At 71.2% G+C, this 19,087-nt stretch carries 15 protein-coding genes; 5 read left to right on the top strand and 10 right to left on the bottom strand.

All coding sequences use genetic code 11. The features are described 5' to 3' along the window. Nucleotides 1-40: 40 nt before the first annotated feature. A complete protein-coding gene (locus ACFQSB_RS04015; RefSeq protein ID WP_380824268.1) occupies nt 41-1,513 on the bottom strand; it encodes an amino acid permease in 1,473 nt (490 codons plus the stop codon). A 198-nt stretch (nt 1,514-1,711) separates the two neighbouring features. Further along, nucleotides 1,712-3,616, bottom strand: a complete 1,905-nt coding sequence (dxs, locus tag ACFQSB_RS04010) for a 1-deoxy-D-xylulose-5-phosphate synthase (protein WP_380824516.1) — start codon at nt 3,614-3,616, stop codon at nt 1,712-1,714. A gap of 238 nt (nt 3,617-3,854) precedes the next feature. Between dxs and ACFQSB_RS04005 the strand changes: the two genes are divergently transcribed. After that, nucleotides 3,855-4,694 carry a neutral zinc metallopeptidase gene (locus ACFQSB_RS04005; RefSeq protein WP_380824267.1) on the top strand — a complete coding sequence of 280 codons (840 nt, stop codon included), beginning with the start codon at nt 3,855-3,857 and terminating at the stop codon, nt 4,692-4,694. A gap of 71 nt (nt 4,695-4,765) precedes the next feature. Next, complete coding sequence (locus tag ACFQSB_RS04000; protein WP_380824266.1) at nt 4,766-5,578, top strand: neutral zinc metallopeptidase; 813 nt, start codon at nt 4,766-4,768, stop codon at nt 5,576-5,578. Between the two features lie 15 nt (nt 5,579-5,593). Here the strand turns inward: ACFQSB_RS04000 and ACFQSB_RS03995 are convergent, their stop codons facing one another. From ACFQSB_RS03995 to ACFQSB_RS03960, 8 genes are all read right to left on the bottom strand, one after another. Next, a complete protein-coding gene (locus ACFQSB_RS03995; RefSeq protein ID WP_354839694.1) occupies nt 5,594-6,796 on the bottom strand; it encodes an ROK family transcriptional regulator in 1,203 nt (400 codons plus the stop codon). A 67-nt stretch (nt 6,797-6,863) separates the two neighbouring features. Beyond that, nucleotides 6,864-8,117 carry a sugar ABC transporter permease gene (locus ACFQSB_RS03990; RefSeq protein WP_354838824.1) on the bottom strand — a complete coding sequence of 418 codons (1,254 nt, stop codon included), beginning with the start codon at nt 8,115-8,117 and terminating at the stop codon, nt 6,864-6,866. Further along, the gene (locus ACFQSB_RS03985; protein WP_380824264.1) at nt 8,114-8,890 is read right to left on the bottom strand and encodes an ATP-binding cassette domain-containing protein; all 777 of its coding nucleotides are present in this window, start codon (nt 8,888-8,890) and stop codon (nt 8,114-8,116) included. Before ACFQSB_RS03985 ends, ACFQSB_RS03990 begins: the two co-directional genes overlap by 4 nt. A 100-nt stretch (nt 8,891-8,990) precedes the next feature. Next, nucleotides 8,991-10,115: a sugar ABC transporter substrate-binding protein gene (locus tag ACFQSB_RS03980; protein WP_354838818.1), complete on the bottom strand. Its 1,125-nt coding sequence runs from the start codon at nt 10,113-10,115 to the stop codon at nt 8,991-8,993. Nucleotides 10,116-10,344: 229 nt separating this feature from the next. Continuing rightward, complete coding sequence (locus tag ACFQSB_RS03975; protein WP_354838815.1) at nt 10,345-11,070, bottom strand: sulfite exporter TauE/SafE family protein; 726 nt, start codon at nt 11,068-11,070, stop codon at nt 10,345-10,347. A gap of 83 nt (nt 11,071-11,153) precedes the next feature. Beyond that, on the bottom strand, nt 11,154-12,353 hold the full coding sequence (locus tag ACFQSB_RS03970) for a cytochrome P450 (protein WP_380824263.1): 1,200 nt from the start codon (nt 12,351-12,353) through the stop codon (nt 11,154-11,156). Nucleotides 12,354-12,557: 204 nt separating this feature from the next. Continuing rightward, entirely contained in the window at nt 12,558-15,344 is a 2,787-nt protein-coding gene (locus tag ACFQSB_RS03965) for an aconitate hydratase (RefSeq protein ID WP_380824261.1), read from the bottom strand. A gap of 284 nt (nt 15,345-15,628) precedes the next feature. Next, nucleotides 15,629-16,363: a metal-dependent hydrolase gene (locus tag ACFQSB_RS03960; RefSeq protein ID WP_380824260.1), complete on the bottom strand. Its 735-nt coding sequence runs from the start codon at nt 16,361-16,363 to the stop codon at nt 15,629-15,631. 423 nt (nt 16,364-16,786) lie between these two features. On the opposite strand from ACFQSB_RS03960, the gene ACFQSB_RS03955 reads away from it, so the two are divergent. From ACFQSB_RS03955 to ACFQSB_RS03945, 3 genes are all read left to right on the top strand, one after another. Then, nucleotides 16,787-17,539, top strand: coding sequence for a PadR family transcriptional regulator (locus tag ACFQSB_RS03955; RefSeq protein WP_380824259.1), 753 nt, complete (start codon nt 16,787-16,789; stop codon nt 17,537-17,539). 6 nt (nt 17,540-17,545) lie between these two features. Continuing rightward, entirely contained in the window at nt 17,546-18,172 is a 627-nt protein-coding gene (locus ACFQSB_RS03950) for a DUF1707 SHOCT-like domain-containing protein (protein WP_380824258.1), read from the top strand. Between the two features lie 263 nt (nt 18,173-18,435). Then, complete coding sequence (locus ACFQSB_RS03945; RefSeq protein ID WP_354838798.1) at nt 18,436-19,083, top strand: DUF6879 family protein; 648 nt, start codon at nt 18,436-18,438, stop codon at nt 19,081-19,083. The last annotated feature ends 4 nt before the right edge of the window (nt 19,084-19,087 follow it).

Here is a 19,087-nt window from a genome sequence, read left to right as displayed (position 1 = left end):
TCTGGAGTGCCCGGTCACGACCTCCGTCGCGGCGCCCCGGCTACCCGGCGCGGGCCGGCGAGGGCTCCTCGACCCGGCTGTGCCTCCGCCCGTAGGCGAAGTACAGCACGATGCCCAGGGCCATCCAGACCAGGAACCGCACCCAGGTCTCGACCGGCAGGTTCAGCATCAGGTAGAGGCAGGCGAGCACCGACAGGACGGGCACCACGGGCACCAGCGGCGTGCGGAACGCCCTGGGCAGGTCGGGCCGCGTCCGCCGCAGGATCATCACCCCGACCGAGACCAGGACGAAGGCGAACAGCGTCCCGATGTTGACCAGCTCGGCCAGCGCGGACAGCGGGATGAACCCGGCCAGCAGCGCGGTGACCACGCCGATGATGATCGTGATGCGGTAGGGGGTGCCGAACCGCGGGTGCACGGCGGCCAGGCCGCCGGGAAGCAGCCGGTCGCGGCTCATCGCGAAGAAGATGCGGCTCTGGCCCAGCATGAGGATCATCACGACCGTGGTCAGACCGGCGAGCGCCCCGATGCTGATGATGGTGGCGAGCCAGTCCTGCCCGACAACGCGGAAGGCTCCGGCGAGCGGGGCCGAGCGGCTGAGCCGGTTGTACGGCTGCATCCCGACGACCACCAGCGAGACCGCGACGTACAGGACGGTGCACACGGCCAGGGAGGCGATGATGCCGATCGGCAGGTCGCGCTGGGGCCTGCGGGTCTCCTCGGCGGCGGTGGCCACCACGTCGAAGCCGATGAAGGCGAAGAAGACGACGGCCGCCCCGACGAACACCCCGAGCAGGCCGTAGGCGACCGGGGTGATGCCGAAGACCACCTGGATCAGGGGCGCCTTGAGGCCGTGCACGGCCGGGGTCGGCTGCGCGTCCGGGACGAAGGGGGTGTAGTTGGCGCCCTTGACGAAGAACAGGCCCGCGACGATGACCAGCAGGACCACGGCCACCTTGACCGTGACGATGACCAGGTTGATCCGCGCGGACAGCTTGATTCCGGCCGCCAGCACGGCGGTCAGCGCGAGCACGACGACGACGGCGGGCACGTTGAACGTCGCGTGCTCGCCGGCGAGGGAGTCCGGCAGGTGCACCCCGAGCGAAGCCATCAGCTCGGAGAAGTACCCCGACCAGCCGACGGCGACGACCGCGGCGCCGAGCGCGAGCTCCAGCATCAGGTCCCAGCCGACGATCCACGCGGGGAACTCGCCGATGGTGGCGTAGGAGAAGGTGTAGGCCGACCCGGCGACCGGCACGGTGGAGGCGAACTCGGCGTAGCAGAGCGCCGCGAGCGCGCAGACGACGCCCGCGACGACGAACGACAGCGCGACGGCCGGTCCGGCGGTGTCGCGGGCGACCTGGCCGGTCAGGACGAAGATGCCGGTGCCGACGATCACTCCGACCCCGAAGACGGTCAGGTCCAGCGCGCTCAGGTTGCGCCGGAGCCGGTGCTCGGGCGCCTCGGTGTCCTCGATCGACCGTTCAACAGACTTCGTCCGGAAAACCGACATCCGCGTGCCCCTTTCCTCGATGACCGCGAGGACGCCTGCCCATGAAAGCGCAGGTCATGCCTACCCACAGGGCGGGTGAACATCCTTCCGCGTTCGGGGCGCCGCCCGGCTCAGGGTCACGGGAGCCTGTAGGGCGGGTTCGTCGAGGTGGTGAGGGGAAGGCACCGGCCGCCCGGGCGGCGGCCGGTGCGGGGCGGCTCAGCGGGCGGGGTCGCCCTCCAGGGTGGCCGAGCGGCCGGCGACCGCGCCGGTGATCTCCCGGGCGAGGTCCTGCCCGGTGAGGCCGATCTCGGCGAGGATCTTGGCCCGCTTGGCGTGGTCGAGGAACCGCTGCGGGATGCCGAAGGTGCGCACCGGGACGTCGACCCCGGCGTCCCTGAGCAGGCGGGCGACGGCGTCGCCGACCCCGCCGACCCGGCCGTTGTCCTCCACCACGGCGACCAGCCGGTGGGCCGCGGCGGCCTTGGCCAGAGCCTCGTCCAGCGGCTTGACCCAGCGCGGGTCGACCACGGTGGCCGAGATGCCCTGCGCGTCCAGCAGCACGGCGGCGTCCAGGGCGGGCTGGGCCATGGCACCGGCCGCGACCAGCAGGACGTCGGCGTCCTGGCCGCCCGCGCGCAGCACGTCCATGCGGCCCAGGCGCCCGGCGGCGGGGATCTCGGGGCCGAGGGCGCCCTTGGGGAAGCGCACCACGGTCGGGCCGTCGTCGACCTCGACGGCCTCGGCGAGCAGTTCGCGCAGCCGGGCGGCGTCGCGCGGCGCGGCGATCGACAGCCCCGGGACGACCTGGAGGATGGACATGTCCCACATGCCGTTGTGGCTGGGCCCGTCGTCCCCGGTGACCCCGGCGCGGTCGAGCACGACGGTGACCGGCAGGCGGTGCAGGGCGATGTCCATGAGGAGCTGGTCGAAGGCCCGGTTGAGGAAGGTGGCGTAGACGGCGACCACGGGGTGCAGCCCGCCGAGGGCCAGGCCGGCGGCGCTGGTGAAGGCGTGCTGCTCGGCGATGCCGACGTCGTAGGTGCGGTCGGGGTAGGCCTCGGCGAAGGCGGCCAGGCCCGTGGGGTGCAGCATGGCCGCGGTGATCGCCACGATGTCGCGGCGCTCGGCGCCGAGGCGCACGAGCTCCTGGCCGAAGACGTTGGTCCAGCTGTGCGGCTTGGGCTGCTCCTCGCCGGTGAGCGGGTCGAACGGCGCGGGCGAGTGGAAGCGGTCCTCGTCGTGGTTCTCGGCGTGGGAGTAGCCGTTGCCCTTGATGGTGAGGACGTGCACGATGACCGGCCCGCGGAAGGCGCGGGCCTTGCGCAGCGCGGCCTCGACGGCCTGCTCGTCGTGGCCGTCGATCGGGCCGACGTACTTCAGGCCGAGGTCCTCGAACATCACCTGGGGCGCCAGGACGTCCTTGATGCCCTTCTTGACGCCGTGCAGCGTCTCGTACAGCGGCGGGCCGACCACGGGCACCCGGCTGAGGTTGTGCTTGACGGACTCCAGCAGGTGTTCGTACCTCTGGGTCATGCGCAGGGACGCCAGGTGGGAGGCGAGCCCGCCGATGGTGGGCGAGTAGGACCGGCCGTTGTCGTTGACCACGATGACCAGCGGCAGGTCGGGGTCCTTGGCGTGGCCTGCGATGTTGTTGAGCGCCTCCCAGGCCATGCCGCCGGTCAGCGCGCCGTCGCCGATGACCGCGACGACCGTGCGGTCGGCCTCGCCGCGCAGCTTGTAGGCCTTGGCGAGCCCGTCGGCGTAGGACAGGGCGGTGGAGGCGTGGGAGTTCTCGATGACGTCGTGGTCGGACTCGGCCTGGCACGGGTAGCCCGACAGGCCGCCCTCCTGGCGCAGGGTGTCGAAGTCGCCCGAGCGGCCGGTGAGCATCTTGTGGACGTAGGCCTGGTGGCCGGTGTCCCACAGGATGCGGTCGCGCGGGGAGTCGAACACCCGGTGCAGCGCGATGGTCAGCTCGACGACCCCGAGGTTCGGGCCGAGGTGGCCGCCGGTGCGGGAGGTGATGGACACGAGCAGGTCGCGGATCTCGGCCGCCAGGGCGGGCAGCTCGCCGGCCTCCAGGCGCTTGAGATCTCCCGGACCCTTCACCGATTCCAGCAGGCCGGCCTTGTCCGCGCCCGAACCTTCGGTTCGCTGGGTCCGCTCGCTCACGGAATCATCTCCTCCGCCTCTTACCGACGCCCGTCGAGTCTATTCACCGGAGGGGTCCGCCCCTCCGGCTCGCCCCCAGGGTCCCACCCCTGCGGCGCCTTTGGGACATGCACGGAAAACCTCCACAACTTGTCCACATTAGATCGGTTTTACGCCAAGCGCGCAGCTCGCGTACCCTCACGGAACCATGCGAACTTCGTCGCTGCCTGTGCTGTTCATGCTTATTGCCGGATTGGTCGTCGGCAGTGGGCCGGCCGCCGCCGCCCAGGCCGCCAACCCGGCCGCCAACCCGGCCGCCAACCCGGCCGCCAACCCGGCCGCCTACCCGGTCGGCGACGCGGGCGTCCTGACGCGAAATCCCCTGTACACGACGGGCCGCCTGCCGTGGAGCTCCTGCCCGGAGCGGCCGGTGCGGCCCGGCGACGTGGCCTCGGTGCGCGCCTACCTCACGCCGCTGCTGCGGTGCCTGGACGCCGTGTGGGCGGTGCAGCTCCAGAAGGCCCGCATCCCGTTCAGCACGCCGACTGTGAGGTTCATCACCAAACCCGAGCGGACGTGCGGCGACAAGTGGGGCCACGACGTCCAGGCGCTGTACTGCGGCCGCGACCGGCGGATCACCGTGCTGCTGGACAAGGACAGCGTGGCCACCCCCCAGGACCTGTTCCTGATGGACGTGATCGCCCACGAGTACGGCCACCACGTGCAGTACCTGGCCGGCATAGCCCGCGCCTACAACGTGATGGACAGCCGCGGCAGGGCGGAGGCCGAAGAGCAGGACCGCAGGCACGAGCTTCAGGCCGAGTGCCTGGGCGGGGTCTTCATCGGCGGCGTGTGGCCCTCCCTGAAGCGCACCGGCGCGGAATGGAAGGACCTGCTGGCCGTCGAACGCCGCAGCGGCGACGAGAACTACAAGGTGCGCGACCACGGCAAGGGCGCCAACATCGCCGGATGGCTGGACCGCGGCTTCCGCGCCGCCTCGCCCTCCGCCTGCAACACCTGGAGCGCCTCGGCGTCCGCGGTCTCCTGAGACGGACCCCCGGACCCGATCTGCCTCATTTATCGGCCCTTACGCATACATAGCGGCTACTCTCCTCTGCTGTGATCAGTCGAAAGCGCTCCACCACGCTGTCGGCCGGACTACTCACGGGTCTCTGCCTCGCGGCCTCGGCGCCGGGCATCCCCGCGACAGCGGCGTCCTACCCGGTGAAGCGCGCCGCGCTGACCCGCAGCCCCCTGTACACCTCCGGAAGGCTCCCCGCGGCGCGGTGCCCGGAGAAGCCCGTGACACCCGGCAGCGTCGCCTCCGCCAAGAGATACGTGCTGCCGCTGCTGGACTGCCTCGGCGCGTCGTGGAAGACCCAGCTCGCCAAGGCGCGCATCCGCTTCTCCGAGCCGGGTGTGCAGTTCATCACCCGGCCGGGACGCGTGTGCGGGCACAGCTGGCCCAAGAACGCCCAGGGGCTGTACTGCCCCTCGCAGCGGCGCATCGTCATCATGCTCGACAAGCACCTCACCCGGCAGGCCGAGGACCTGTTCCTGATGGACGTGATCGCCCACGAGTACGGCCACCACGTGCAGAACCTGTCCGGCATCGAGGCCGCGTTCAACGGCCTGGCCTACCGCGGCAAGCCGGAGTACTACGAGCAGTACCGCCGCCTGGAACTGCAGGCCGAGTGCTTCGCCGGGGCGTTCATCGGCAGCGTCTGGGACTCCCTGGACCGCACCTCCGACGACTGGGACTATCTGCTGGAGGCCACCCGCGAGAGCGGCGACGAGCGCACCAAGGTGCGCGACCACGGCAAGGGGCGCACCATCGCCAACTGGCTGAGCCGCGGCTTCAAGGCCGCCGGCCCCGGCGCCTGCAACACCTGGGGCGCCGGCGCGGCGATGGTCGCCTCCGCGCCCGCGTAGCCCGGCCGCCGCCGCTCAGGCCCCGACCCGGGCCAGGGCGTCCAGGGGGTCGGCGAGCACCCGGGCGAACGCCAGCTCGGCCGCGCCCACCAGGGTGGTGTCGTCGCCGAGCATCGGGGTGCGCAGGCGCAGGGTCTCGCGGGAGGCGTACAGCACGTCGGTGGTGATGCGGCTGCGCACCTGCGCCGCCGCCCCCAGGTAGATCTCGCGCAGCATGCCGCCGAAGATGACGATCTCGGGGTTGAAGATGTTGACCAGGTTGGCCACGCCCAGGCCGAGCCAGTCACCGACGCGCGCCAGCGCCTCCTGGGCGATGCTGTCGCCCCGGTCGGCGGCGTCCACGACGGCGCGCACGGCGTCGCGCCCGATCTGCGGGCCGAACCGGCCGGCGGCCTCCAGCAGCGCGCGCTCCCCCACCTCGGCCTCCAGGCAGCCGTGCGACCCGCACCCGCAGGGCCGGCCGCCCGCGTTGACCACCATGTGGCCGACCTCGCCGCCGTAGCCGCCGTGCCCGCCGAGCAGCTGGCCCGCGGTGATGATGCCGCCGCCGACGCCGACATCCCCGTGCAGGTAGATCAGGTCACGGCTTCCGACGCCGACCCCGCGCGCCTGCTCGGCCAGCGCGCCCACGTTGGCGTCGTTGCCCACGACGACCGGCACCCCGAGCCCCAGCCTGCGTTCCAGCTCCTCGCCCAGCGGAATGTCGAAGACCCCCAGGTTGGGACTGAAGCGGACGAACCCATCAGAGTGCCGCACCCCGCCGGAGAAGGCCACGCCCGCGCCGACGCACACGGTGTCGGAGCGGGTCTTGCCCAGCATCTGCCCGGTGAACGCGGCCAGGCGCTCGACCTCGTTCTCCATGGCGAACACCCCGCGCCGGCGGGTGGTCTCGCGCCGGTCGAGTATCACCCCGCCGAGCCCCACCCGCGCGGCCACCAGGCGATCGACCCCGATGTCGTACGCGAGCACGTACACGCGCGCCGACTCGGGCCGCACCACGAGGGAGGGGCGCCCGGCCCTGCCGGTCTCCCTGGGCAGCTCCTCCCGCACCAGGCCCGCCGCCGTCAGGTCGGCGGTCAGGGCCATGATGGTGCTGCGGTTGAGCCCCATCCGCGTGGTCAGCTCGGCGCGGGACGTCGGGCCGCCCAGGTGCACGTGACGCAGCAGGGCTCCGAGGTTGTGGCGGCGGATCTCCTCCTGCGAGGGTCCCGCGCGCATCATCGGCGTTCCTCTGCTCGTTGATCGTCCGGTCCGGGTGGGGGGTCAGGTGGCACCGGACCGGCGATCACCTGAGCCCAGAGGCGGCCGCCCGCTTGCGCGACAGCGCGTCGACCCCGGCGGCCAGCAGCAGCACCAGCCCGGTGACGATGTACTTGACGCTGGCGCTGTAGCCCATCAGGCCCATGCCGTTGTTGATCACGGCGACCACGGCGCCGCCGAGGATGGCGTCCAGCACCCGGCCCTTGCCGCCGAACAGGCTCGTGCCGCCGATGACCGCGGCGCCGACGGCGAACAGCAGCACGTCGCTGCCGCCCGTGCTCGGGTCGACCGAGCTGGCCTGGGAGGCCAGGATGATGCCGCCGATCGAGGCCATGCCCGAGCAGATGACGAAGGCGCTGACCCGGATGCGGTCCACGTTGATGCCCGCGCGGCGGGCCGCCTCGGCGTTGCCGCCGACCGCGTAGATGTGCCGCCCGTAGGCGGTGCGGCGCAGGACGAACGTCCAGATGATCAGCAGGGCCAGCACGACCGGCACGACGATCGGCACGCCCTTGAGCGACACGAGCAGGGCGTTGCGGCTGCGCTCGAGGTTCAGGGCATAGACGGCCAGGCCTCCGAGGATCACCAGGGCGCCCACCCTGACGGCGATGATGCCGGCGGTGTCGGCGGCGAGCCCGCGCCCGGCGCGGCGGCGCGCCCGCACGACCTGGATGGCGGCGTAGACCAGGACGCACACCGCGTAGAGGATCCAGCCCAGGGACGGCGGCAGGTTCTTGTTCTCGATCGCGATGATCAGCGGGTCGCGGATGGCGATGTTGTTGCCCTCGTTGACCAGCACCAGCAGCAGGCCCTGGAAGCCCAGGAAGGCGGCCAGGGTCACCACGAACGAGGGAATGCCGAGCTTGGCGACCAGCGCGCCGAGGATCAGGCCGATCACGACGCCGGTGAGGATCGCCGCCCCCACGCTGAGGTACCACGGCTGCCCGTTCTGGGTCATCATCACCGCGAGCACCGCGGCGCACACGCCGCTGGTGTACCCGGCGGACAGGTCGATCTCGCCGAGCAGCAGGACGAAGACCAGCCCCATGGCGATCACGCTGATCGCGGCGCCCTGGGTGAACAGGTTGGCGAAGTTGATCGCCGAGAGGAACACCGGCCGCAGGACGGCGAAGGCCGTGCACAGGACGAGGAGCCCGAGGATGGCGGGCAGCGCGCCCATGTCACCACCCCGGACGCGTCCGATGTAGGCACGGGCGTTGCCGCTGAGGCTCGGGGCCGGCGCCGCGGTCTGCTTGTCGGGAACCATCGTCGTACTCATGCGGTGACTCCGTTGACGTTCTGCAGGCCGAGCTCGCCACTGCGTCCCGAGGTGATCAGCTCGACGACCTGTGAGTGGGTGACGTCGGACGCCTTGACCTGGGCGGCCATCCGGCCGAGGTAGAGCGCCGCGATGCGGTCGGAGACGGCGAAGACGTCGTTCATGTTGTGGGAGATGAGGATCACGGCCAGGCCGTTGTCGGCCAGGCGGCGCACCAGCTCCAGCACCTGGGCGGTCTGGGCGACGCCGAGCGCCGCGGTCGGCTCGTCCAGGATGACGACCTTGCTGTTCCACAGCACGGCCTTGGCGATGGCCACGGTCTGCCGCTGGCCGCCGGACAGGCTCGACACGTGCTGGCGGATCGACTTGACGGTGCGCACCGAGAGGCTGTCGAGCGTCTTGGCCGCCATCTCCTCCATCGTCGCCTCGTCCAGCACCAGGCCGCTCTTCTTCTCGCGGCCGAGGAACATGTTCTGGACGATGTCGAGGTTGTCGCAGAGGGCGAGGTCCTGGTAGACGATCTCGATGCCGAGGTCGGCGGCCTCACGGGGGCTGTTGACCTGCACGGGCCTGCCGTCGAACAGGAACTCCCCCGCGTCGGCCGTGTAGGTGCCGCCGATGCACTTGACCATGGTGGACTTGCCTGCGCCGTTGTCGCCGACCAGGGAGGTGACCTCACCGGCGTAGGCCGAGAAGGCGACATTGTGCAGCACCTGCACGGGACCGAAGCTCTTGTCGAGCCCCCGGATCTCCAGGACGGGTTGGGATGACACGTTGCTCCTCAGGGACTGACGGTACGTCACCCGCATCCCCGCGGGGAGGCCCCTTGCCGGGACCTCCCCGCGGGAGCGTGAGCCGTGCCGAACCGCGGTTCTACTGGACTCCGGCCTCGGTGCACTTGTCGGCGTACTCGCCCTTGCACAGCTCGTCCTTGGTGACGAACCCGTCCGCGACGACGTCCTTGACGTTCTCGAAGGTGACCGCCAGCGGGTCGAGCAGGACGGCGGGGACGTCCTGGCCGGTCTGGGTGTCCTTGGTCGTGCCGCTGACCGTGGGCTTCTCACCCTTGGCGAGCGCGACGGCGAGCTTGGCCGCGGCGTCGGCCTCCTGCTTGACCGCCTTGTAGACCGTCATGCACTGGTCGCCGACCAGGATGTTCTGCAGGCCCTGGACGCCGGCGTCCTGCCCGGTCACCGGGACCTTGCCGTTGAGCTTCTGCTTCTTCAGCACGGTGATGGCCGCGTTGCCCAGGTTGTCGTTGGCGGCGAGCACGCCGCCGATCTTGGGCTCGGAGGTCAGCATCTGCTCGAAGATCGTGTTGGCCTTGCGCGGGTCCCAGTCGGGAACCGACTGGTCGGGACCCTTCTTGTAGTCGCCCGAGTCGTACTTGGGCTTCAGGACGCCGTCGTAGCCCTCCTTGAACTGCGTGGCGTTGTTGTCGGTGGGCGAGCCGTTCAGCTCGGCGATGATGGGCTTGTCGACCTTCTTGTCGGTCAGGCACTTCACCAGGCCCTCGCCCTGAAGCTGGCCGACCTTGACGTTGTCGAAGCTGACGTAGTACGAGGCGCCGCCGCCGAGCGTGAGGCGGTCGTAGTCGATGACCGGGACGCCCTGGCCCTTGGCCTTGTCGATGACGGCCTTGCCGGTGCCGCTGTCCAGGTTGACGATCAGCAGCACGGTGGCGCCGTTGGTGATCATCTGGTCGGCGATCGTCTGGAACGCGGTCTTGTCGTTCTGCGCGTTCTGGATGTCGTACTCGACCCCGGCGGCCTTGAAGGCCTCTTCGAGGTACTTGTGGTCCGCGGTCTCCCAGCGGGGGGAGGACTTGCTGTCGGGAAGGATGACGCCGATCTTGCCCGCCGGCTTGGCGGCGGCGGACGACGCCGGGGCGCTGCCGCTCGGAGCCGCGCCGGAGTCACCGCTGTCGCCCCCGCAGGCGGTGAGACCGAGAGAGAGCGCCGCCGCGGCGGCGGTCAGGCCGAGGATCCCCTTGCGCATGGATGCACCGGGTCCTTTCTACAGAGATGGCCACTGACGGCGTGGCACGGGGGTCTGTTCGGGAGGTGCCCGGCCGAGCTCTGACCGGGGATGGCACGGCTGTCACCGGGTCGCGGTTTTGCCGTTTCCTTGAATGTTGTTTGCGGCAACGTATTCCGTCCCGGGGCCGGATACCAGACCTGGAAGGGTCAAGATTTGTTGTCTCCGGTAACAATCGGGAAACGCGCCCTTAACTGCCCAGGCTCTGCCCGATCAACACAAGAGCTGACATGGCGGCTACCGCGAGGATTCCCGCCCTGACCCGCCCGCCGTCCAGGAACCGCCGCAGCGGGCCGGAGACGGCGAAGCCCGCGACCATGAACGGGATGAGCACGGCCCCGGCCAGCGCCGACCGGGCGGGCAGCTTGCCGACGGCGGCGAGCAGGGCCAGCGACTGCGCGGCCGAGAGAAAGAAGTACAGGGCGAGCGTCGCCCGGATCTGCGGCCCCTTGGCGTGCTGGTAGACGATGCCCATGGGCGGGCCGCCGATGCCGGTCGCCGTGCCGGTGATCCCCGAGATGAACCCCGCGCCGGCCAGCGTGGCCCCGTTGCGCGGGACGGCGACCGCCGAGGCGGTGACCGCCACCGCGACCAGCACCATGAGGCCGACGAACAGGCCGAGAACGCGGGTGCTGACGTACACGACGACCAGCGCGCCGAGGGCGCTGCCCGGCAGCCGGCCGAGCAGCGCGAACCCCAGGCCCCTCCAGTCGACCCTGCGCCACTCGGCGGCCAGGGTGAACAGCGGCAGCGTCACGTTGACGATCTGGACGGCCCCCGGCATCACGCTCGGATCGAGCACCGTGATCAGCGGCGCGGCCACCAGGCCGAGGCCGAAGCCCACCCCTCCCTGCACGATGGCGCCCACGAACACCGCCACGCCGGCGACCAGCACGTAAAAGCCCTCGACACCCATGCGTGGCACAGTAGAGGCAGGCCGCCCACCCGCCGCAACGGATTATCGGCCGCCCGCAACCGCTGATCGGGGCCTTGCGGAGGTCACCAGGCGACCGGGAGCCGGTGCACCCCGTAGATCGCCATGTCCGACCGCGTCGCGACCTGCTCGGGTTCGATGGCCAGGCGCAGGCCGGGGAAGCGCCGCAGCAGCGCGGGATAGCCGGCGCGCATCTCGGCGCGCGCGAGCTGCTGGCCGATGCACTGGTGGACGCCGTGCCCGAAGGCCAGGTGCCCGGTCGCCGGGCGGGTGACGTCGAAGGCGTCGGGGGCCGGGAACTGCGCGGGGTCGCGGTCGGCGGCGGCCACCGACACCGTCACCGTCTCCCCCGCCCTGATCATGTGGCCCTCGACCAGGACGTCCTCGGTGGCCGAGCGGAGCAGGCCGATGTGGATGATGCTCAGGTAGCGCATCAGCTCCTCCACCGCGGCCCCGGCCCGGCGGCCGGGGTCCTCGCGCAGCGCGGCGAGCTGCCCGGGATTGCGCAGAAGCGCGAAGGTGCCGAGCGCCAGCATGTTGGCGGTCGTCTCGTGGCCGGCGATCACCAGCAGCATCGCCACGCCGGCGATCTCCTCCTTGGTGAGCTGCCGGGTCGCCACCAGGTTGCCGATCAGGTCCTGCGCCGGCCGCGCCCGTTTGCCGTCCACCAGCTCCAGCATGAACCGCATCAGCTCGTCCTTCGCCCGGCGGACCATCTCCGGGGTGGAGGCGAGATCGAGCATCACCTCCGACTGCCGCTGGAAGTCCTCCTGCGCCTCGACGGGCACGCCGATCAGCTCGCAGATCACCAGAGAGGGCAGCGGCAGGGCGAACGCGCGCACCAGGTCGACCGGCGGGCCGGCCTTCTCCATCGCGTCCAGAAGGTCCTCGGCGATCTGGGCGATCCTCGGTTCCATCTCCTTGGCCCGGCGCAGCGTGAACTGGCCGGTGAGCAGCCCGCGGACGCGGGTGTGCTCGGGCGGGTCCTGGTGCAGGAAGAAGCCGGGGACGTCGGCGAACATCGCCTGGGTGAGCCGCCCGCCGACCGGCGGGTGCAGCACCTTCAGGTCGGTGCTGAACCTCGGGTCGGCGAGCACGGCGCGCGCGGCGGCATAGCCGGTGACCAGCCATCCCACGTGCCCGTCCGCGTACAGCATCGGCCGGATCGGGCCCTCCTCGCGCCACCGGGCCAGCTCTCCGGGCGGGTCGAAGGGGTTCGGGCGTTCGAGGGAAAGGGTAACCGGCCGTGACATCGCGTGCGTCATGATGCGCTCCTCCCTTTCTCCCAGACCCTACAAGCGGGGACATTCCGCTATATGAAGGGAGGTATCGGGCGGAGTAAAGATTCGACAGGACGCCGTGCGGCCCGGGGCACCAGGTGCCGCCGGGCCGCACGGGACGCGACGTCCCGTCGGCGGGGCCCCGACGGGCCCCGCCGTCCGCCGGGCCCGCGGGCCCGGCTCGGGGTCTCAGCTCTTGGCGAGCAGCGAGCGCAGGACGTACTGCATGATGCCGCCGTGGCGGTAGTACTCCGCCTCGCCGGGGGTGTCGATGCGCACGACGGCCTGGAACTCCTTGTCCCCCGCCTTCACCGTGACGGTGGCCGGGGTCGTCCCCGCGTTGAGCTCCTCGACACCGGTGATGTCGAAGGTCTCCTCGCCGGTGAGGCCGAGCGAGGCGGCGCTCTCGCCCTCGGGGTACTGCAGCGGCAGCACGCCCATGCCGATCAGGTTCGAGCGGTGGATGCGCTCGTAGGACTCGGCGATCACCGCGCGGACGCCGAGCAGCGCCGTGCCCTTGGCGGCCCAGTCGCGCGAGGACCCCGAGCCGTACTCCTTGCCCGCCAGCACCACCAGCGGGACGCCCGCCGCCTGGTAGTTCGAGGAGGCGTCGTAGATCGTCGAGACCGGGCCGCCCTCCTGCGTGAAGTCGCGGGTGAAGCCGCCCTCGGTGCCGGGCGCGATCTGGTTGCGCAGGCGGATGTTGGCGAAGGTGCCCCGGATCATCACCTCGTGGTTGCCGCGGCGCGAGCCGTAGGAGTTGAAGTCCTTGAGCTGGACCCCGTGCTCCTTCAGGTACAGCCCCGCGGGCGAGTCGGCCTTGATCGAACCGGCAGGGGAGATGTGGTCGGTGGTCACCGAGTCGCCGAGCAGCGCGAGCACGCGGGCTCCGGCGATGTCGGTCACCGGCTCCGGCTCGCTCGGCATGCCGTCGAAGTAGGGCGCCTTGCGGACGTAGGTCGACTCGGGGTCCCACTCGAAGGTGTCGCCGGTCGGGATCGGCAGCGACCGCCAGGTGTCGTCGCCCTTGAACACATCGGCGTAGTCGCGCCGGAACATGTCCTCCCCGATGGAGGAGTGGACGACCTCGGCGATCTCCTCGGCCGAGGGCCAGATGTCCTTGAGGAACACCGGCTCGCCGTCGGTCCCGGTGCCGAGCGGCTCGGTGTCCAGGTCCAGGTCCATCGTGCCGGCCAGCGCGTAGGCGACGACCAGCGGCGGCGAGGCCAGGTAGTTCATCTTGACGTCGGGGTTGATGCGCCCCTCGAAGTTGCGGTTGCCCGACAGCACCGCGGTGACGGCCAGGTCGCCCTCCTGGACGGCGGCCGAGATCTCCTCCGGCAGCGGGCCGGAGTTGCCGATGCAGGTGGTGCAGCCGTAGCCGACCAGGTTGAACCCGAGCTTGTCCAGGTAGGGCGTCAGGCCGGACCGCTCGAAGTAGCCGGTGACGACCTGCGAGCCGGGCGCGAGGGAGGTCTTCACCCAGGGCTTGCGGGTGAGGCCCTTGTCCACGGCGTTCCTGGCGAGCAGGGCCGCGCCGATCATGACGTACGGGTTGGAGGTGTTGGTGCAGGAGGTGATGGCGGCGATCACCACGGCGCCGTGGTCCAGCTCGAAGGAGGCGCCGTCGGCCAGGGTGACCGGGATGGGGCTGCTCGGCCGGGTGGAGCCCTCGGCGGCCGCCGCGGCGTGCGGCCTGTCCTGCTCCTTGTCGTGCCCGTCGGCCTGGGCGTTGGAGGCGGGGGCGTCGGAGGCCGGGAAGGACTCCTTGCCCTCCTCGTCCACGCCCTCGGCGTCGGGGACGAAGACGCGCACGTCACGGCGCCAGGTCTGCTTGGCGGCGGTCAGCGCGATGCGGTCCTGCGGGCGCTTGGGGCCGGCGATGGCCGGGACGACCGTCGTCAGGTCCAGCTCGATGTACTCGGAGAAGACCGGCTCGCTCGCGGGGTCGTGCCACAGGCCCTGCTCCTTGGCGTACGCCTCGACCAGGGCGACCTGCTCGGGGGCGCGGCCGGTGAGCGTGAGGTACTTCACCGTCTCGTCGTCGATCGGGAAGATCGCGCAGGTGGAGCCGAACTCGGGGCTCATGTTGCCGATCGTCGCGCGGTTGGCCAGCGGCACCGCCGCGACGCCCTCGCCGTAGAACTCGACGAACTTGCCGACGACGCCGTGCTCGCGGAGCATCTCGGTGATGCGCAGCACCAGGTCGGTGGCGGTCGCCCCGGCGGGCAGCTCCCCGGTGAGCCGGAAGCCCACCACCCGGGGGATCAGCATGGAGATCGGCTGGCCGAGCATGGCGGCCTCGGCCTCGATGCCGCCGACGCCCCAGCCGAGCACGCCGACGCCGTTCTCCATGGTGGTGTGGGAGTCGGTGCCGACGCAGGTGTCGGGGTAGGCCTTGCCGTCGCGGGTCATGACCACGCGGGCCAGGTGCTCGATGTTGACCTGGTGCACGATGCCGGTGCCGGGCGGGACGACCTTGAACTCGTCGAACGCCGTCTGGCCCCAGCGCAGGAACTGGTAGCGCTCGCGGTTGCGCTCGTACTCGCGCTCGACGTTGCGCTGGAAGGAGTCGGGGCCGCCGAAGAAGTCGACGATGACCGAGTGGTCGATGACCATCTCGGCCGGCGCCAGCGGGTTGATCCTGGCCGGGTCGCCGCCCAGGTCGCGCACGGCCTCGCGCATGGTGGCCAGGTCGACGACGCAGGGCACGCCGGTGAAGTCCTGCATGATCACGCGAGCGGGCGTGAACTGGATCTCCACGCTGGGGGCCGCGGTGGGGTCCCATCCGCCGAGCGCCCGGATGTGGTCGGCGGTGATGTTGGCGCCGTCCTCGGTGCGCAGCAGGTTCTCGAGAAGGATCTTCAGACTGTACGGAAGGCGCGCCGACCCCTCGACGGCGTCCAGCCGGTAGATCTCGTATGCCGCGTCACCGACGCGGAGTGTGTCACGGCTGCCGAAGCTGTTGGCGGACACGGAGACTCGCCTCCCTCATTTCACACTCATCGCCACTGATGATGGGTCGCAGACTGTGCCTGGTTCGCCCCATAGATCCTGCCGCACCGGCGGAGTGCCGCCGCCAGTTAGGTACTCCTAACCGAACACGGCCTCTCGGATCTCTCGACATCAAGATATCGGGTGTTATATCTCGACATCAAGTTACTCATGGGTAGCGATGAGCGCGACGAGGACCCGGCGACGGAACGCAAGGCGGCGGGACGGCGGGACGGTCCGCGGCGAGGCGAGGCGAGCGGGAGACGCTAGAAGGACGGCATGAGACGTGCGGCGAACAGGCCGATCACGACCACCGACAGCACCGGGCCGAGGATCTTGATCTCGAACACCCTCCCGGTCTTGATGCCGATCTTCCACGGCAGCAGCCACCGGTGCCGCAGCGGCCACAGCACCGGGCACCCGCGTTCGGTCAGGCAGTCGCCCACCACGTGCGCCAGGCAGCCGATCGAGATCGCGAAGCCGAGCCACAGGTACCCGACGTGGGCGGAGTGGAGCAGGATGAACGCGATGGCGGTCAGGCCGACGTTCACCATCGCCGAGGTGATCGTCTTGCCGGGGATGCCGATGCCGATCGACCGCAGCGCGAGGCCGATCATCAGGATGACCACGACGTCGCGGCCGATGGAATAGTGGTCGGCGAGCAGGTGCGCGCCGAGGCCGGCGGCGATCGCGAACGCCAGCGAGTGGGTGGCGTGCCGGTGCCCGCCGCTCGCCCAGTTGACCGCCTTGCTCAGCACCCAGGTGGCCGGGCCGAAGGTCTGGGCGATCGTCGCGTGCGGGTGGTCGAGATCGGGGAGCATCGCCGCGCCCGCGCAGACGAGCGTGCCGGCGACCAGCTCGGCCGGGGACAGCGCGTTGGCCACCACCGGCGTCAGGTCGCCGGTGAGGCCGGACAGCGCCGTCAGGCCCGGCAGCGCCACCAGACCCGGCGCGACCAGCAGCCAGGCCGCCGCCCCGCTGAGTGCGTGCGTATGCCCCATCATGCGTCGATCACGATCGGGCACCCTATGGCAAAAACCTCACCAAGCGGCGGAGGTGTCCCGCCGGGGGCGCGGCGTGTCGCCTCGCGCCCGGCGACCGGCGCACGCCGGGAAGCGCGGAGAGAACCGCCCGAGGGTCGTGGAAAAAAAGAAGGACGGGGCCGTTCCGCTCCAAGAGCACCCCCCAGCCCTCTCAGAGCGGAACGACCCGTCCGAATGCTGTTAACGCTCGCATCCCGGCATGTGTTCCCCGGTGAGCGTGATGTGTGTCACTGATTTCTCCGAGCCCCGGCGCCGTCGGCGTTCTTCTTCACCCGCGAAGTGGGCGAGTTGGTTTCGGGGGGTTGTTCTGAGAACGCTAACGATATATCTTTGAAGCATCGAGAACGGTCGAAGGTCGATCGTCGATGTGAGGAGAGAACGATGACGGGATTCGCGATGGGAGCCGCGCCCTGGGGAACCCCCCGAGGCGGACGGCCCATGACACTCGGCCTGCTGGGCGCCATGGCCGCCCTGCACCAGGCGCATCACCACCACCAGCACCGCCACGGCGTGCCCGGCGAGGACGACGAGGCCGGGTCCGAGCGCCGCCACCGGGGGGGCCGGGGCGGCCGCAGGGGCCCCGGCCCGTGGGACTTCGGCGGCGGCCCGTTCCGGCAGGGCTTCCCGTTCGGGGGCTTCGGGGGCGGGCGGCCGCCGTTCGGCAGAGGCGGTCGCAAGGCCAAGCGCGGCGACGTCCGCGCCGCCATCCTCGCCCTGCTGGGCGAGGAGCCGCGCAACGGCTACCAGATCATCCAGGAGATCGCCGAGCGCAGCGAGGGGGGCTGGAAGCCCAGCCCCGGCGCGGTGTACCCGGCGCTCCAGCAGCTCGCCGACGAGGGCCTCGTGCGCGCCGACGAGACCGAGGGGCGCAAGACCTTCCAGCTCACCGACGCGGGCCGCGACTACGTGGCCCAGCACGCCGATGAGCTGCGGGCGCCTTGGGAGGACATGACGCCGAACATGGAGGAGGGCGTCTACGAATTGTTCGACCTGAGCCGCCAGGCCGCCGCGGCGCTCTTCCAGATCGCGCAGACTGGGAGTGACGCCCAGGTCGGCCAGGCCAAGAAGATCCTCGCCGACACCCGGCGCAATCTGTACCAGATCCTGGCCGACGGCGACACCCCGGAGGAGTGAGCCTCGATGACATCGCGGGACGATCTGCGCATCGGCGACGCGGAGCGCGACGAGGTGATGGCCGCCCTGCGCGAGCACTTCGCGCAGGGCCGGCTCACCCACGAAGAGCTCGACGAGCGGCTCGACACGGCGCTCGCCGCCCGCACCGCGGGTGAGCTGCGGCGGGTGACGGCCGACCTGCCCTTCCCCGCTCGGCGCGCCGCGGCCGAGGGCGATCATCCCGCGATGGACGGCCCCCGCGGCCCGTGGGCCGGTCCGGGCGGCTCGTGGGCGGGTCCTCGCGGCCCGTGGGCGGGTCCCCGGCCGCGTCCGGGGTCGTGGGACGGCGGGCACGGGTGGCCTGCGGGCGGCTGGCCGTCGCCGCAAGACGGGCCGGCGGTGTGGGCCGGGCACATGGCCGCCGTCCGCCGCGAGCACCTGGCCCGCCGGGGGCGTCGCCGGCACGGCGTGCCGGCGGTCCCGCTCATGATCCTCGCGGTCATCCTGATCGCCGCGGCGGTCTCGGGCTCGCTGGCGCCTATCTTCGGGGTGCTGAAGGTGCTGTTCCTGGTCTGGATCGTCATGGCCGTGCTGGGGCTGGCCCACCACCGCCACCACCGTCACCACCGCGGGCGCCTCGGCCGCCGCCTCTGAGCCGGCCCGGCCGGCGCCCCTCCGACGCACCGCCGGCGGTTCCCCGGCCGGGTCTCGCGGACCGGCTGGGAACCGCCGGCGCTAATTGGGTCTTGACGCCTCCAGTCAGCCGTTTCATGATCGGCCTGTCTTCCCGACCGTCGTCATTCCCGGGTTTCGGCTCGCGCGCACCCGGGCATGGTGGCGCACGTTGCCCGCGATCAGCGCGCCACCGGCCTAGTGGAACCGCCACGGGCTCGGCCCCCGACGACGAGGAGTAGCCCATGGGCCCGATCACGGACGATCAGCTTGATCACCGTGTGTTCCAGAGGGTGCGCGACGTCGACGCGGTGGTCCTCCCCCCGGAGGTGTACGGCCCGGAGTTCCGCCGGGCGTACGAGAGCGCCGAAGGCGTGGTGTGGAAGCTCGAGCGGGCCCAGCACTTCCACGAGCCCTACGAGCCGAGCTGGGAGGCGATGGCCGCAGGCGATTGGGACCGTTCCCTCCTGCTGATCGACGACCTGCGCGGCTCCCTGACCGCCGACTACGCCGGATACGCCGAGTTCCGCAGGGTCCGCGTCGTCGACGCGCCGCTCACCCCCTACATGCAGTGGGAGCTGCACGTGCTCGCCGCCCGCGCCGAGGCCGGCGAGCAGGCCCGCGTGGTCCCCGCTTCGGCCGTCCGCGCTCTGGAGCGGTCCGGCCCGCTGCCCGAGCTGCTGGTGTTCGAGTCGGGGCTGATGTACGAGGTGCTGTACGACGGCTCGGGCGCCCACCTGGGCGGCCGCCGCGTCACCGACCCCGACGCCGTCGAGCCTTGCCTGGCCGCCGTGGTGGCGCTGTACGAGCGGGGCGAGGACCTCGGCGCGTACTTCCGCCGCGAGGTCCTGCCCCTGCCGGCCCCGCGCCAGCGCCCCCTCCGGTCCGCCTGAGCGC

Origin of the sequence: Sphaerisporangium rhizosphaerae, assembly GCF_042665155.1 — a bacterium.
In the GTDB taxonomy this organism is placed as follows: Bacteria; Actinomycetota; Actinomycetes; order Streptosporangiales; family Streptosporangiaceae; genus Sphaerisporangium; species Sphaerisporangium rhizosphaerae.
This window is presented reverse-complemented; position numbering and strand designations above follow the sequence as displayed.